This window comes from Micromonospora sp. WMMA1363, assembly GCF_030345795.1.
Lineage (GTDB): Bacteria > Actinomycetota > Actinomycetes > Mycobacteriales > Micromonosporaceae > Micromonospora.
Map to the genome: position 1 here is coordinate 2688455 of NZ_JAUALB010000001.1, position 16221 is coordinate 2704675.

Genomic DNA, 16221 nt, shown 5'->3' on the forward strand with positions numbered 1-16221 from the left:
CGGAGCGCATCGTGCTATTCGGCGTCATTCTCCGCCGGCGCACCGGTTCCGACCTCGTCGGCCGGCCGCTGCCGCCGGGCCTTGCGCGCCGCCAGCCGCTCGGCGGCGGACGGACGGCTCGACTTCTCCTCCAGCCGCACGTCGGTGCCCCGGTTGCCGGGGACGACGTCGGCCCCGGCGTACAGGGTGGGCTGCCAATCGAACTCGTGGTTTCCGATCCGCACCAGGTCGCCGGCCTGCGCCCCAGCCTTGCCGAGCTTCTCCTCGACCCCGAGCCGGGCCAGCCGGTCGGCGAGGTAGCCGACCGCCTCGTCGTTGTCGAAATTCGTCTGCCGCACCCACCGCTCCGGACGGGTGCCCCGCACCACCCAGGCGCCGTCCGGCGCGGCCTCGATAGTGAAGCCCGCGTCGTCGACCGCGGCCGGTCGGATCACGATGCGGGTGGGCTCGGCCGGCGGCGCGACGGCACGTGCCGTCTCCACCAGCTCCGCCATGGCGAACGTGAACTCCTTCAACCCCTCCCGGGTCGCGGCGGAGACCTCGAACACCCGGAAGCCGCGCGCCTCCAGGTCGGGCCGGACGATCTCGGCCAGGTCCCGCCCGTCCGGCACGTCGACCTTGTTCAGCGCGACCAGCCGCGGCCGGTCGGCCAGCCCACCGTACGCGCTCAGTTCCGCCTCGATCATGTCTATGTCGGCGGCCGGGTCGCGGCCCGGCTCCAGCGTGGCGGTGTCGACCACGTGCACCAGCACTGAACAGCGCTCGATGTGCCGAAGGAACTCCAGGCCGAGTCCCCTGCCGGTGGCCGCCCCCGGAATCAGACCGGGCACGTCCGCGACAGTGAAGGTGTGGTTGTCCACCCGGACGACGCCGAGGTTCGGCACCAGCGTGGTGAACGGGTAGTCGGCGATCTTCGGCTTGGCGGCGGAGATCACCGAGATCAGCGACGACTTGCCGGCGGACGGGTAGCCGACCAGGCCGACGTCGGCGACGCTCTTCAGCTCCAGCACCACGTCGAGCTGGTCGCCGGGTTCACCCAGCTCGGCGAAGCCGGGCGCCTTGCGGCGGGCGTTCGCGAGCGCCGCGTTGCCCCGGCCGCCGCGGCCACCGCGGGCCACTTCGAAGGTGGTGCCGGCACCGACCATGTCGGCGAGCACGGTGCCGTCGGTGGTCTGCACGACGGTGCCGTTCGGCACCTTGAGCACCAGGTCGGCGCCGTTCGCGCCGTCCCGGTTCGAGCCGGCGCCGCCACGGCCGTTGGCCGCCTTGACGTGTGGGCGGAAGTGAAAGTCGAGCAGCGTGTGCACCTGCGGGTCGACGACCAGCGAGACGCTGCCGCCGTGCCCGCCGTTGCCCCCGTCCGGGCCACCGAACGGCTTGAACTTCTCCCGGTGGATCGAGACACAGCCGTGCCCGCCGTCGCCGGCCTGCAAGTGCAGGACGACCCGGTCAACGAACGTCGTCACGCCGCCAATCCTTCCAGCAGGGCAACCCCCGCACGAAAAAGGCGTAGCGGGCCGGGACACCAGGTCCGCGGCCCGCTACGCCTTCGAATTACTGCTGCGGCACGATGCTGACGGTCTTGCGACCGCGCTTGGTGCCGAACTGGACCGCACCGGTGGCCAGCGCGAAGAGCGTGTCGTCCCCGCCGCGGCCGACCAGGTCACCCGGGTGGAACTTGGTGCCACGCTGACGGATGATGATCTCGCCCGCGTTGACGAGCTGACCACCGAAGCGCTTCACGCCGAGCCGCTGGGCCGCGGACTCACGGCCGTTACGCGAGCTGGACGCACCCTTTTTGTGAGCCATTGGAGGACGACCTACTTCCCGCTGGAGATGCCGGTCACCTTGACCTGGGTCAACGGCTGGCGGTGACCCTGGCGCTTGTGGTAGCCGGTCTTGTTCTTGAACTTGTGGATCCGGATCTTCGGACCCTTGGTGTGCGCGGCGATCTCACCGGACACCTCGACCTTGGCAAGCTTCGCCGCGTCGGTCACCAGGTCGTCACCGTCGACGAGGAGCACCGCGGCGAGCTTCACCGCGTCGCCGGGGACCCCGGCGAGCTTCTCGACCTCGATCACGTCGCCCTCGGCGACCTTGTACTGCTTGCCGCCGGTCTTGACGATCGCGTACATCGGAGGCGGACTCCCTGTCGTTGAGGCTGCTGGTGGTCGTTCCCACGGCGGCTCGCCGGGCAGCAGGAGCGCGGCGGCGTGGGCACACGGGAACTCGGCACACCAAAAGTGCGCCGCAGGCAAGCGTACGCCATGCTCGGGCCGACTCCAAACCGGGCCCGCTGAAGCAGGGCCCACCCTACCGCGACACGCCGACGGGACCCCCGCCGACGGCGGGGGTCCCGTCGGGACGACGGACCGGTCAGGGGCGGGTGCGACGCCGGGCACCGCCCCGCCGGGACCGCCGCCGACCGCTGCCGCCCTCGGGCTCCTCACCGTCTCCCTCGCCCAAGGCGTCCGGGTCGTCGGGCGCCGCCAGTCGGGCCGAGTCGCCCGTCCAGCTCTCCGCGACGTCCGGCGCGGCCGGCGTCTCGGCCTCGTACCGGGACAGGTCGTAGCCCATCGTGTCGTAATAGTCCGGATCAGCAGCCGTCCCGGCGCTCCCGGTGGCTTCGGTGCTGTCGGTGGTGTCAACGGTGCTGTCGGCCTCGGCGACCTCGACCACAGTCCGTTCGGCCGCCGCGCTCTTGCGCCCCCGGCGGCGGGACGAGGTGCCCTGCTCCGCGGCCGGCGCGGCCGAGGCGACCGCCTTGACCTTCTCCCCGGCGCCACCGCCGCGCGCCTTCTCCGGCACCGGCTCGGTGTGGATGACCAGCCCCCGGCCCTTGCAGCACTCGCAGGTCTCGCTGAACGCTTCCAGCAAGCCGGCGCCGATCCGCTTACGGGTCATCTGCACCAGGCCCAGCGACGTGATCTCGGTGACCTGGTGCTTGGTACGGTCCCGCCCCAGGCACTCGGTCAGCCGGCGCAGCACCAGCTCCCGGTTCGACTCCAGCACCATGTCGATGAAGTCGATCACCACGATCCCGCCGATGTCGCGCAGCCGCAGCTGGCGGACAATCTCCTCGGCGGCCTCGAGGTTGTTCCGAGTGACCGTCTCCTCCAGGTTGCCGCCGGCGCCCGTGTACTTGCCCGTGTTGACGTCGACCACGGTCATCGCCTCGGTCCGGTCGATCACCAGATGGCCGCCGGAGGGGAGGAAGACCTTGCGGTCCAGTCCCTTCAGAATCTGCTCGTCGATTCGGTAGTCGGCGAAGACGTCGGTGGTGCCCACGTGCCGGCGCAGGCGGGCGACCAGGTCCGGCGAGACGTGCGACAGGTATGACTCGACCAGGTCGTACGCGCCCTCGCCCTCGATCACCAGTTCCCGGAAGTCCTCGTTGAAGAGGTCCCGAACCACGCGGATGACCAGGTCGGGCTCCTGGTAGAGCAGCACCGGCGCGCCGCCCTCGGCGGCCTTGGCCTGAATGTCCTCCCACTGCGCCTGGAGGCGCTTGACGTCGCGGGCCAGCTCGTCCTCGCTGGCCCCCTCGGCGGCGGTGCGCACGATCACGCCGGCACCGTCCGGGACCAGCTTCTTCAGCACGTCCCGTAGGCGCTTGCGCTCGTTGTCGGGCAGCTTCCGGCTGATGCCGGAGGCGTTACCCCCCGGCACGTAGACAAGGTGGCGGCCGGAGAGCGCGACATGGCTGGTCAGCCGCGCGCCCTTGTGCCCGATCGGATCCTTGGTGACCTGCACGAGCACCGAGTCGCCGGACTTGAGGGCCTGCTCGATCGACCGGGCCCGACCCGCCAGGCCGGTGGTGTCCCAGTTGACCTCGCCCGCGTACAGCACCGCGTTGCGACCCCGGCCGATGTCGACGAACGCCGCCTCCATGCTGGGCAGCACATTCTGCACCTTGCCGAGGTACACGTTACCGGCCATGGTGGTGGCCGAGTTGCGGGTGACGTAGTGCTCGACCAGCACTCCGTCCTCGAGCACGGCGATCTGCGTCCGGTCACCGCGCTGGCGGACAGCCATCACCCGGTCCACCGCCTCCCGGCGCGCCAGGAACTCGGCCTCACTGAGGATCGGCGGGCGGGTACGCCGCTGCTCGCGGCCGTCCCGGCGGCGCTGACGCTTGGCCTCCAGGCGGGTGGAGCCGGAGACACCCTGCACCTCGTCAACGGTGCGGCGCGGCTCGCGGATCTTCACAACCGTCGGTACGCCGTCCTCGGTGGCCGCCTCGGCGTCGCCGGCCCCCCGCCGGCGGCGGCGCCGCCGGCGGCGGGTCATCCCGTCGCCCCCCTCGGCCTCTGACTCCTCGTCCTCGTCGGCCGTAGGCTCCTCGTCCTCCTCGGCCGCCGGCTCCTCCGCCTCGGCCTGCGCGGTCTCCTCGGAATCCTCGTCCTCGGCCCCGCCCTTGCCCCGGCCCCGGCCCCGGCGGCCGCGCCGCCGGCGGCGGCGGCCCGTCGCGGCCTCGTCGTCGGCCTCGTCCTCGACGGCCTCGGTGGCCTCCTCGGTCGGCTCCTCGACCGCCTCGACGGTCGCAGGGGTCTCGACCGGCTCCACGTCCCGGCGAGCGCGCCGGCGGCGCGACGGCTCGGTCGGCTCCCCGGCGGCAGCTTCCTCGACGGCCCGCGTGGGCGAGATCTCCTCCGGCTGCGGGGCCATGAACAGCACCGTCGGGGCAGAGAGAACCGCCTTTCGGCGACGCGTCGGGCGTTCCGGCGCGGCCCCGGTCTCCGCAACCTCCGGTAGCGCCTCCACGGCCCCGCCGGCGGCCGGCGGTTGCCCGGCCCCGAACTCGGTGCCGGTCTCCGGCTCGCTCTCCGCCGCGCGGGCTGCGGGCTCGGCGGGCGATGCCGCCCCCGCCTCGGCTGCCGGAGCCGCGGTGGGCTCGGCCGGCTCGGCCGCCGCGGCGGTCGCCCTCTTGCGACGGGTGCGGGTCGCCTTGACCGGCGGTACGACGTCCGTCGTGGTCTGCTCAGCAGCGGCGACGACGTGCGGCTCCTCGGCGGCGGCCTTCGCCGTGGTGGCCTTGCGACGGCGGCGCGTCGCCTTCGCGGGCGGCTCTTCCTCACCGGAAAGCGGCGCGAACACCTCCGCCTGGGGTGCCTCGGCGCTGCCCGGCGCGGCGGCACCGCTCGCCTCGACCGGCGCGTCGGTCTGCTCCGGCTGGGCCACCGGGGTGGCCCGTCGCCGACTGGTCCGCTTGCGCGCCGGGGCGGCCGGTGGGCCCAGCTCTGCCACGCCGGTGCCGGCCAGTTCGCTGGGGGCGGGGCCGGCTACCTCGCCCGCCTCACCCGCCTCGGCTGGCGCCGGGTCGCCGGGTCCCGACGCGGTGGGGTTCATGGGGGCACCGTCGACGGTGCGGTGTTCGGCGATCTCGCCGGCCGGCTGGGAACCGGTGCGTTCGCCGCCCTCGGGCTCGTTCTCGAGCATGGACGTTCTCCAGTTCTGGCTACCCCGGGCGCGGGTGAGCGCTGCCACGCAGGGTCGCCGCAAAAGGTGTTCCGCTGGTCGCGCACCCGCGCGACCCGCGAAGTCTGCCTAGCCGGGGCACCGACCGTCGGTCAGTGCCCACCGATGGTTGTCCCGTCACGGTCCGCCTCCAACGGATCCGCGATCGCACCCTGCGCGGTCAGCGTGCCCTGAGCCAGCCGGGTTACCCGCGGCGACACCGGCGGCTCCAGGTCGGCCACCACGCGGAGGCCGGAAAGGACGTCATCGGGTCGTACCGCGGGGGTGACCTGCCGCACGACCAGTTCGAGTATCGCACACGGTACGACCGGCGCCCCGGAAGGCATCTCCGACGACGTGACCACATCGATGGACATGACCGCGGACCGGGCGTCGAAGGTGCGTCGCCCCTGCTTGGTCATCCGCTCGACCAGAACCTCGTCCGCGGCGGTGAAGGCGGCCACCGCCTTGTCCAGTGCGGCCGGATCGACCTCGGGCAGCTCGATCCGCCAGTGCGACGCCTCGATCCGGTCGGCAAGGCTCCCGCCGGTCGCGACCACGGCGTCCAGCACGTCGAGCCCGGGTGAGAGGGCGGCGTCGAGCGCCACACGCAGAGCCGCCGGCTCGACCGGCTCGCGCAGCCCGATCTCCAGGTACTCGGCCTCGCTCGCCACCCCGGTCGGGGCCGCGCTGGCGTACGAGATCTTGGGGTGGGGGGTGAAGCCCTGCGAGTACGCCATTGGCACGCCCGCCCGACGCAGCGCCCGCTCGAAGGCGCGGGCGAAGTCCCGGTGCGAGGTGAACCGCAACGGCCCCCGCTTGGCATACCGGAAGCGGATCCGCTGGACGACCGGCGCCTGCCCGCCCTCCGGCTGTGGTTTCCTACTGATCGTCGTGCTCCTCGGGTGTCCGGGCCGGCGAGGGTCGCCGGCCCCGGGCTACTGCTGGGCGCCGCTCGGCACCCGCAGGCCGTTGATCGGAGTCAGCGGGAGAAGCTTCTTCCCGGTGGGACCGATCTGGATCTCGGTGTCCATCGACGGACAGACGCCGCAGTCGAAACACGGGGTCCACCGGCAGTCGTCCTGCTCGTACTCGGACAGGGAGTCCTGCCAGTCCTGCCAGAGCCAGTCCTTGTCCAAGCCCGAGTCCAGGTGGTCCCAGGGCAGGACCTCCAGCTCCGTACGCTCCCGCGTCGTGTACCAGGCGAGGTCGACGCCGAATGCGGGCAACACCGCCGCGGCGGCGTCCACCCAACGCTGGTACGAGAAGTGCTCGCTCCAGCCGTCGAACCGGCCGCCGTTCTCCCAGACCCGACGGATCACCGCGCCGACCCGCCGGTCTCCCCGGGACAGCAGGCCCTCGATCAGCGACGGCTCGCCGTCGTGGTAGCGGAAGCCGATTGCCCGGCCGAGCGAGCGGTCGGCGTTGATCGCCTGCTTGAGCAGCTTGAGCCGGCCGTCTATGACCTCCGGCTGCTCCATCGCCGCCCACTGGAACGGGGTGTGCGGCTTCGGCACGAACCCGCCGATGGAGACCGTGCAGCGAATGTCCTTCGAGCCGGTGGCCGCCCGGCCGGCCCGGATGACCTCGTGCGCCATGTCCGCGATCTCCAGGACGTCGGCGTCGGTCTCGGTGGGCAGGCCGCACATGAAGTAGAGCTTCACCTGCCGCCAGCCGTTGGTGTACGCGGTGACCACGGTGCGGATGAGGTCATCCTTCGACACCATCTTGTTGATCACCTTGCGGATCCGCTCCGACCCGCCCTCCGGGGCGAAGGTCAGGCCGGTCCGCCGGCCGTTGCGGGACAACTCCTGGGCCAGCTCGATGTTGAACGCGTCCACCCGGGTCGATGGCAGCGAGAGCGAGACGTTGCTGCCCTCGTACTGCTGGGCCAGCCCGGAACACATGTCGCCGATCTCCGAGTGGTCGGCCGACGACAGGGACAGCAGACCCACCTCGTGGAAGCCGGAGAACTCCAGCCCCTGCTGCACCATCTGCCCCACCGTGGTGATCGACCGCTCACGGACCGGTCGGGTGATCATGCCCGCCTGGCAGAACCGGCAGCCCCGGGTGCAGCCCCGGAAAATCTCCACCGCGTACCGCTCGTGCACCGTCTCGGCCAGCGGGACGAGGGGCTTCTTCGGGTACGGCCAGGCGTCCAGGTCCATCGTGGTGCGCTTGTGTACCCGGAACGGCACGTCCGGGCGACTCGGCACCACCCGCTGGATCCGGCCGTCGGGCAGGTAGTCCACGTCGTAGAAACGCGGGACGTAGATGCTCTCGGTGCGGGCGAGCCGTAACAGCAGCTCGTCGCGCCCGCCCGGGGAGCCCTCGGCCTTCCACTCCCGGACGATCGTGGTGATCTCCAGGACGGCCTCCTCGCCGTCGCCCAGCACGGCGGCGTCGACGAAGTCGGCAATCGGCTCCGGGTTGAACGCCGCGTGGCCGCCGGCCACGACCACCGGGTCTGCGTCGGTTCGGTCGGCGGCGAGCAGCGGGATGCCAGCGAGATCGACGGCGGTGAGCAGGTTGGTGTAACCCAGCTCGGTGGCGAAGGACACACCGAACACGTCGAAGTCGCGGACCGCGCGGTGCGCGTCGACCGTGAACTGTGGCACGCCGTGGGCGCGCATCAGCTCCTCCAGGTCCGGCCAGACCGCGTACGTTCGCTCGGCCAGCACGTCGGGGAGCTCGTTGAGTACCTCGTAGAGGATCTGCACTCCCTGGTTGGGCAGGCCGACCTCGTACGCGTCGGGGTACATCAGCGCCCAGCGCACAGCCGCCGTGTCCCAGTCCTTGACCACCGCCCCCAGCTCGCCACCGACGTACTGAATCGGCTTGGTCACCTGGGGCAGCAGCGGCTCCAGCCGAGGCCAGACGGAGTTGGCCACGGCGGGGCGCGGCGGGGTGGACGGGACGCTCATGATGCCCAAGGGTACGCGCCCGCCGACCTGCCGGCCGCGCCGCACCGCGGACGCCGCCGGCCGGATCACCGACCTGGCGCGCCTGCGCGGGGGTGCGGTCGGCGGCCCGGAAGAACGTGCCCCTGCTGACGCCTGACGTTGCACCAGGGACGCTTCTCAACGCTGCTCGGTCCGGCCACGCCGGACCGGCTGCTCGAACCCCCTGCCGGCCGGCCGGCAGGGGGTTCGCTGGTGGTGGCGAACCGGTACTAACCTCGGATCGGCGAGAGGAGATTGCCGCGATGCCGGAGTCGCAGCCGGGAGCAGGCCGGCCGGTCGACGGGAGCACCCCGCACGGAGGCTGGGAGCCGGCGGTCACCGACGAGTCCACCTCCACCCCGCGGACCGAGGTCGCCGGCTCGGGGGGCGAGGCGTCCGGACCGTCGGCGGCGCCCGCCGCACAGCCAACCGCCGGCCCGCCAGTCACACCAGGCGCGGACCACCGGCCGGACACACCCGCACCCGGCGGCGGCCAGCCGACCCCAGGCGACGGCCGTCCGCTCTCCGGGCCACCGGGCACCCACGTGTTCCCAGCCGGCGCCAACCCGGCCACGCAGTCCGCCGACGCCGCACCCGCCGGCCCGGCCGGCACCCGAAAACTCCCCGTGGAGGAGGCTCCCGCGCCACCCGCCCCCACATGGAGCGGATCCGCGACCGTTCCGCCGCCGCCGGCGCGCAACCGCGCCTGGGGCGAGTCGGCCGAGCCCACCCCCGTGCCGCCGACCCCCGCCACGGCTCCCGAAGACCTGATCCCGGTCGACCCGTGGGCCGGCGCCGACACCGGCGACTGGGAGCTGCCGTCGGCCGAGCTGCCGTCGCTGCCGCCGACGACCCCCTACCCGGCACCGGCCCAACCGCACTCCGGCCCGCCCGCCCCCGCGCCGCACCCGGCGTCACCGCCGGCCGGGCACCCCGTTTCGCCGTCGGTCGCGTACCCGCCGGTCTCGCCGCCCACCGCCTACCCGCCGGTGTCACCGCCGCCCGCCGGCTACCCGGCCAGGTCACCGGTCTCGCCGCCCACCGGATACCCGGCCAGGTCACCGGCCTCGCCGCCCACCGGATACCCGGTCGCACCGCCACCACCGGCCTCGCCGCCGCCACCGCCGGCCTGGCCGAAGCGCTGGCGGCGGAACGCACCTCCGGTCGCCCGGCCGGTCGCGCCACCGCCCGGCTGGCAGGCCCCCAAGGGATACCTCCCGGTGCCGGTGCGCAGACGCCGGAAATGGCCCTGGGTACTGCTGTTCACCCTCGCCTGCTGCTGCGGCTGTCCCGCCTACTGGGCCGCACCGATGGTGAGCCAGTATCCGGCGACAGCCGTGCTGCCGCCCGAGGTGAGGGACCTGCGGCTGCGCCAGGACGAGGGCAGCGTGCGGGCCGCGAAAGAGCTGGAGGCGCAGGTCCGCTCGGCGCACTGGCTGGCCGAGGACACCTTCGCGGGGATCTACACCACCCGGACCGGCAAGCGGGTGACCGTCTTCGGTGGCACCGGATTCCGGCTCAGCCCGGAGTCCGACGCGGACGCCGAGATCGCCCGCCTCGGCGAGCAGTACGCCCTCGGCGAGCCGCAGGTCTTCCACACCGGCGTACGGGGACGGCACGAGCGGTGCGCGGTCGGCCGCGTCGCTGGCACCGGTGTCGTGGTGTGCACCTCGGTCGACCACGGAAGCATTGCCACCGCCGTATTCACCCGGCTCTCAATGGACGACAGCGCCGCCCTGCTCGACCACCTACGGGAGCAGATCGTCACCCAGCAACAGAACTGAAAGCGGTTCCCCCTGCGCACGTGCCGTGAGGTGCAACAATTGGGGCGTGCCGCGGCGCTGGCTCTTCGCCGACCAGTTGGGGCCGCACTTCCTCGACGACCGTCACCAGCCGGTGCTCCTCATCGAGTCGAAGGCGGTCTTCCGCCGCCGCGCCTTCCACCGGCAGAAGGCCCACCTGCTCCTGTCGGCGCTGCGTCACCGGGCCGCCGAACTCGGCGACCAGGCCGTTCACCTGCGTACCGAGACGTACCGCGACGGGCTGCGCAAGGTCCGTGAGCCGCTGGAGGTCTGCCACCCCACCTCGCGCACGGCGCTGCGCCTCGTGCAGAGCCTGGACCGGGTCACCGTGCTACCGCCGCGCGGCTTCGTCACCAGCCTCGACGACTTCGCCGAGTGGGCCGACGCCAAGCGCGGCGCGCTGCGGATGGAGGCGTTCTACCGGTTCGCCCGGGACCACCACCAGGTACTCGTCGAGGGTGGCGAGCCCGTCGGCGGTCGGTGGAGCCTGGACAAGGAAAACCGCGAGCGGCCGCCGAAGGATGCGACCCGCCTGGACGTGCCACCCCCGCCGATGCCGAAGGAGGACGACATCGACGCCGAGGTCCGGGCCGACCTCGACCGGTGGGAGCGGGACGGCATCCGGTTCGTCGGGCGGGACGGACCCCGCCGGTTCCCGGCCACGGCGAAGGAGGCCAGCGCCCGGCTGCGGCACTTCCTCCGGCACCGGCTCGCGACGTTCGGCCCGTACGAGGACGCGATGCTCGCCGACGATCCGTGGATGGCGCACAGCATGCTGTCCTCCTCGTTCAACCTGGGGTTGCTCGACCCGCTGGAGGCCGTTCGGGGCGCCGAGCGGGCGTACCGCAAGGACGGCGTGCCGCTGCCCAGCGCGGAGGGCTTCATCCGACAGATCATCGGCTGGCGCGACTTCATCTGGAACCTGTACTGGTACTTCGGACCCGGCTACCAGGACAGCAACGAGCTGGCCGCCCGCCGCTCCGTGCCGGACTGGTTCCGCGACCTCGACGCCGACGCGGTGCACGCACACTGTTTGTCGGACGTCCTCGCCGACCTGCGCGACCACGGCTGGTTGCACCACATCCCCCGGCTCATGGTGCTCGGCAACTACGCGCTACAACGCGGCTGGCGGCCGGCGGAGCTGGTGGACTTCTTCCACCGCAGCTTCGTCGACGGGTACGCGTGGGTGATGACGGTCAACGTGGTGGGCATGAGCCAGTACGCCGACCTCGGCCGGATGAGTACCAAGCCGTACGTCTCCGGGGGCGCGTACATCAACCGGATGAGCGACTACTGCGGCGGTTGCCGGTACAACCCCAAGGTGCGGGTTGGCGACGACGCCTGCCCGTTCACCGCAGGGTACTGGGCCTTCCTGGCCGGCAGCCGGGATCGGATCCCGGCCAACGCCCGGATGGCGCGCACCATCGCCCAGCTCGACCGCCTACGCGACGTCGACGAGTTGATCAAGCAGGAGAAGCGCCGGGGTGACAAGGCGCCGTGAGGCGGCCGCCCGCACACCTTCGTGCCGGTCAGACCGGGCAGGGTGATGTCGACCTTCGGCCGGCGTCGCAACCGGATCGGATCCGGCCGCGCGCCGAGCACGGCCGCGTGTGAGCACGACCGGCCCAGGAGGGACTCAGACCGCGCCCGGCTCGCCGGCGACCGGCGGGTGCGCGCGGGGCGGGGCGTAGCGGGGGACGTATTCCTGGCCGGTGAGCTTCTGGATCTCACACATCACCTCGTCGGTCATCGCCCGCAGTGAGGTGCGGTCGTCCGACCGGCCGGTGAAGTCCAGCGGCTTGCCGAACCGTACGGTGATCTCGCCCCTGAACGGTCGGGGCACCCGGGCCCCGATCGGCTGGACCTTCTCGGTGCCGATCATGCCGACCGGGATGATCGGCACACCCGCGGCCACCGCCAGCCGGGCCGCACCGGTGCGCCCACGGTAGAGCCGCCCGTCCGGGGACCGGGTCCCCTCCGGGTAGACGACGACCAGTTCGCCGTCCTTGAGCGCGGGGATTGCCGCGTCGAACGCGGACAACGCCGCCCGCCCGCCGGCCCGTTCGACCGGGATCGCACCCAAACCGGTGAGCACGAACTTGGAGAACCGGCCCTTCAGCCCGTTGCCCTTGAAGTAATCCGACTTGGCCCAGAAGGCAAGGTGCCGGGGGACGACCGCGCCGAGGAACAGCTCGTCGGCGACGGACAGGTGGTTGCCGGCGAAGATCGCTCCGCCGGTCTCCGGGACGTGCTCCAACCCCTCCACGGTCGGACGGAACGCCAGCCGCAGCGTGGGTGCCACGGTGAGCTTCCCGATGGTGTAGAGCAGCGGCACTGGTCCTCCGACAGATCGGTGATGGTACGGGGGCGGTGTCACGGTAGCGGACGCGCCCCCAAGGCACCGACACAGGTGGTGGAACTCCACCGCCTGGTGACAGCTCTGTCAACGAGAGGCGCGTCACCACCTCAGACGCTCACCGGGCGCCACCTGACACCTCAGACCCGGCGGACAGTCACCGTCACCTGCTCGCCGTCGCCGGCCTCGCCGGTGAAGCCGTCGACGCTCCCCGCGAAGTCGACCGAGTTGGCCAGCACCTCCCGGGCGACGAAGTCGGTGTACGCGGACACCGCCGCGCGCACCGCGTCGGGGGCCGCGAGCACGACCGCGATCCGGTCCGAGACGTCCAGGTCGGCGTCCCGGCGGGCCTGCTGCACCACCCGGACCACGTCCCGGGCCAACCCTTCGGCGGCCAGCTCCGGGGTCACCTCGGTGTCCAGCACCACCACGCCCTCGCCGCCCGGCAGCGGCGCGGAACGCTCCGCGTCGGCGGCGACCAGGCGCAGCTCGTACTCCCCCTCGTCGAGGGTGACCCCCGCGGCGACCGGGGCGCCGTCGCGCAGCTCCCACTCCCCCGCCTTGACCGCCTTGATCACCTGCTGGACCGCCTTGCCGACCCGCGGGCCCAACGCCCGCGGCACCACGGACAGCACCTGCTGGCAGTAGTCCTTCACCGCGCCTGTGAACTCGACCTCCTTCACGTTGACCTCGTCCGCGACCAGGTCGGCGAAGGGCCGCAGCTGGACGGCGGCCGGCGAGGCCACGGTCAGCTTCGACAGCGGCAGCCGAACCCGCAGCCCTTTAGCCTTACGCAGCGACAACGCCGCCGAAGCGACCGCGCGGGTCGCATCCATCGCGGCCACCAGATCGTGGTCGGCAGGGAATTCGTCCGCCGACGGCCAGTCGGTCAGGTGCACCGAGCGCTCGCCGGTCAGACCGCGCCAGATCTCCTCGGCGGTCAGCGGGGCCAGCGGCGCCACCACCCGACCGAGCGTCTCCAGCACCGTCCACAACGTGTCGAACGCGTCGACGTCGCCGGACCAGAACCGATCCCGGGAGCGACGCACGTACCAGTTGGTCAGCGCGTCCAGGTAGGACCGGACGGTGGCGCAGGCGGCGGAGATGTCGTACGCCTCCAGCTGCCGGCCGACCGTCGACACCAGCTCGTTGGTCTTCGCCAACAGGTACCGGTCGAGCAGGTGCGGGGAGTCCGTGCGCCGGCTCGCCCGGTACCCCTCGGCGTTGGCGTAGAGCGAGAAGAAATACCAGACGTTCCACAGCGGCAGCAGCACCTGCCGGACGGCGTCCCGGATACCCGCCTCGGTCACCGCCATGTCGCCGCCGCGCAACACCGACGAGGACATCAGCATCCAACGCATCGCGTCCGACCCGTACGAGTCGAAGACATGGTAGACGTCCGGGTAGTTGCGCAGACTCTTGGACATCTTACGCCCGTCCGAGCCGAGCAGGATGCCATGGCTGAGACAGGTGCGGAATGCCGGCCGGTCGAACAGTGCGGTGGCCAGCACGTGCATGGTGTAGAACCAGCCGCGGGTCTGCCCGATGTACTCGACGATGAAGTCACCCGGGTAGTGGTGCTCGAACCAGTCGACGTTCTCGAACGGGTAGTGCACCTGGGCGAACGGCATCGACCCGGACTCGAACCAGCAGTCGAGCACCTCCGGCACCCGACGCATCGTCGACGCACCCGTAGGGTCGTCCGGGTTGGGGCGGACCAGCTCGTCCACCGCCGGCCGGTGCAGGTCGGTCAGGCGTACGCCGAAGTCCCGCTCGATCTCGGCCAGCGAGCCGTACACGTCGACTCGGGGGTAGGCCGGGTCGTCGGACTTCCACACCGGGATCGGCGAGCCCCAGAACCGGTTCCGGCTGATCGACCAGTCCCGGGCGTTGGCCAGCCACTTGCCGAACGAGCCGTCCTTGATGTGCCCCGGGATCCAGTTGATCTGCTGGTTGAGTTCGACCATCCGGTCCTTGAAACCGGTCACCGCGACGAACCAGGAGGACACCGCCTTGTAGACCAGCGGGGTGTCGCAGCGCCAGCAGTGCGGGTACGCGTGGGTGTAGGTGTCCTGTTTGAGCACCACCCCCCGCTCCTTCAGCTCCCGGATCACCGGCTTGTTCACGTCGAAGACCTGCTCGCCCTGGTATGGGGGCACCAGCGCGGTGAACCGGGTGTGGTCGTCGACCGTCACCACGGTCGGGATGCCGGCCGCGTTGCAGGTGTTCTGGTCGTCCTCGCCGAAGGCCGGGGCGAGGTGGACGATCCCGGTGCCGTCCTCGGTGGTGACGAAGTCCGCACCGAGCACCTGGTACGCGTTTTCCCCTGCCTGCTCGACGAGGAAGTCGTACAGCGGGACGTATCGGCGGCCGACCAGGTCCACGCCGCGCACGGTGCCGACCTGCTGGTAGCCCTCCAGCTCCTTGGCGTAGGCACCGAGCCGGGCCGCGCCGACCACGTACCGCTGGCCGTCGCGCTCCAGCACCGCGTACTCGATGTCCGGGCCGACGGCGAGCGCCAGGTTGGACGGTAGCGTCCACGGCGTCGTCGTCCACACGCCCACCTTCACCGGCCCGCTAACCAGCTCCGGTGCGGTCGCGTCGGGGGTCAGCTCGAACCACACCGACAGCGTGGGATCGTGCCGGTCCCGGTAGACATCGTCCATCCGGGTCTCGGTGTTCGACAGCGGCGTCTCGCATCGCCAGCAGTACGCGAGCACCCGGAAGCCCTCGTACACCAGGCCCTTGTCGTGCAGGGTCTTGAAGGCCCACATGACGCTCTCCATGTAGTCCAGGTCGAGCGTCTTGTAGTCGTTGGCGAAGTCGACCCAGCGGGCCTGGCGGGCGACGTACCGCTCCCAGTCCTGGGCGAACTCCAGCACCGAGGTGCGGCACACCTCGTTGAACCGGGCCACGCCCAGGTCGAGGACCTCCGCCTTGGTGGTGATGCCGAGCTGCTTCTCGGCGACCACCTCGGCCGGCAGGCCGTGGCAGTCCCAGCCGAAGCGCCGCTCCACCCGCCGGCCGCGCATCGTCTGGTAGCGCGGAACCACGTCCTTCACGTAGCCGGTGATGAGGTGCCCGTAGTGCGGTAGGCCGTTGGCGAACGGTGGCCCGTCGTAGAAGACGTACTCGTTGTCGGCGGCTCCGGCACCGGCAGCGGAGCTCGCCGCCGTCTCCGATTGCCGGCCGGAGGCCGGCCTGGCTTCCACCGACGCCTCGAAGGTCTTGTCAGCCGTCCAGTGCTCCAGGACCCGGCGCTCGACCGCGGGCAGGTCCGGGCTCGCGGGGACGCCGGCCGCGGCCGGGTCGTGCAACGGGTAGGCCATCGGGGTCGCTCTCCTCAGCAGCTCACTGTCCGGTGGGGCTGCGAGGACGAGTCGACCGGGCACACCGTCGCCGGCGCCCCGCGGACGACCCGCGGTACCACCCCGCTTGGCGGTCGAGGTGCGACCGCCCGCTCGTTGGCCGGCTGTGACGGGCCGGTCCCGTCCGGTTCTACTGGGCCGGTCGCCCGGCTGTTCTTCCGGAGGCTCACCGGTGATGGCCGGGTCGACGCCTGTGCGGTCAAGCGTACTCGACCCGTCGCGCGGGCCGCCGCCGAGTAACGGCCGAACGAACCGCCCGACGGCTCCGGCTCCTCGCCGCCGCCCTACTCGAACTC

The 16221-nt window shown here is 71.9% G+C and carries 10 protein-coding genes; 2 read left to right on the forward strand and 8 right to left on the reverse strand.

Translation table 11 applies throughout. The features are described 5' to 3' along the window. Nucleotides 1–14: 14 nt before the first annotated feature. The 6 genes from obgE to QTQ03_RS12310 form a co-directional block, all read right to left on the reverse strand. Nucleotides 15–1466 (reverse strand): GTPase ObgE, encoded by a 1452-nt coding sequence (gene obgE / locus QTQ03_RS12285; RefSeq protein WP_289278126.1) that lies wholly within the window; start codon nt 1464–1466, stop codon nt 15–17. Between the two features lie 88 nt (nt 1467–1554). After that, nucleotides 1555–1809: a 50S ribosomal protein L27 gene (rpmA, locus tag QTQ03_RS12290; protein WP_289278127.1), complete on the reverse strand. Its 255-nt coding sequence runs from the start codon at nt 1807–1809 to the stop codon at nt 1555–1557. Between the two features lie 11 nt (nt 1810–1820). Beyond that, on the reverse strand, nt 1821–2135 hold the full coding sequence (rplU, locus tag QTQ03_RS12295) for a 50S ribosomal protein L21 (RefSeq protein ID WP_289278128.1): 315 nt from the start codon (nt 2133–2135) through the stop codon (nt 1821–1823). Nucleotides 2136–2376: 241 nt separating this feature from the next. Continuing rightward, nucleotides 2377–5439, reverse strand: coding sequence for an Rne/Rng family ribonuclease (locus QTQ03_RS12300; RefSeq protein WP_289278129.1), 3063 nt, complete (start codon nt 5437–5439; stop codon nt 2377–2379). Between the two features lie 131 nt (nt 5440–5570). Beyond that, on the reverse strand, nt 5571–6296 hold the full coding sequence (locus tag QTQ03_RS12305) for a TIGR03936 family radical SAM-associated protein (RefSeq protein WP_289280795.1): 726 nt from the start codon (nt 6294–6296) through the stop codon (nt 5571–5573). 99 nt (nt 6297–6395) lie between these two features. Beyond that, complete coding sequence (locus tag QTQ03_RS12310; protein WP_289278130.1) at nt 6396–8381, reverse strand: TIGR03960 family B12-binding radical SAM protein; 1986 nt, start codon at nt 8379–8381, stop codon at nt 6396–6398. 563 nt (nt 8382–8944) lie between these two features. Between QTQ03_RS12310 and QTQ03_RS12315 the strand changes: the two genes are divergently transcribed. Continuing rightward, entirely contained in the window at nt 8945–10183 is a 1239-nt protein-coding gene (locus QTQ03_RS12315; RefSeq protein ID WP_289280796.1) for a hypothetical protein, read from the forward strand. A 46-nt stretch (nt 10184–10229) separates the two neighbouring features. After that, nucleotides 10230–11702, forward strand: coding sequence for a cryptochrome/photolyase family protein (locus QTQ03_RS12320; protein ID WP_289278131.1), 1473 nt, complete (start codon nt 10230–10232; stop codon nt 11700–11702). 135 nt (nt 11703–11837) lie between these two features. On the opposite strand, the gene QTQ03_RS12325 is transcribed toward QTQ03_RS12320, so the two are convergent. After that, nucleotides 11838–12536 (reverse strand): lysophospholipid acyltransferase family protein, encoded by a 699-nt coding sequence (locus tag QTQ03_RS12325; protein WP_289278132.1) that lies wholly within the window; start codon nt 12534–12536, stop codon nt 11838–11840. Nucleotides 12537–12697: 161 nt separating this feature from the next. Further along, nucleotides 12698–15886, reverse strand: coding sequence for an isoleucine--tRNA ligase (ileS, locus tag QTQ03_RS12330; protein WP_289278133.1), 3189 nt, complete (start codon nt 15884–15886; stop codon nt 12698–12700). Nucleotides 15887–16221 lie beyond the last annotated feature (335 nt).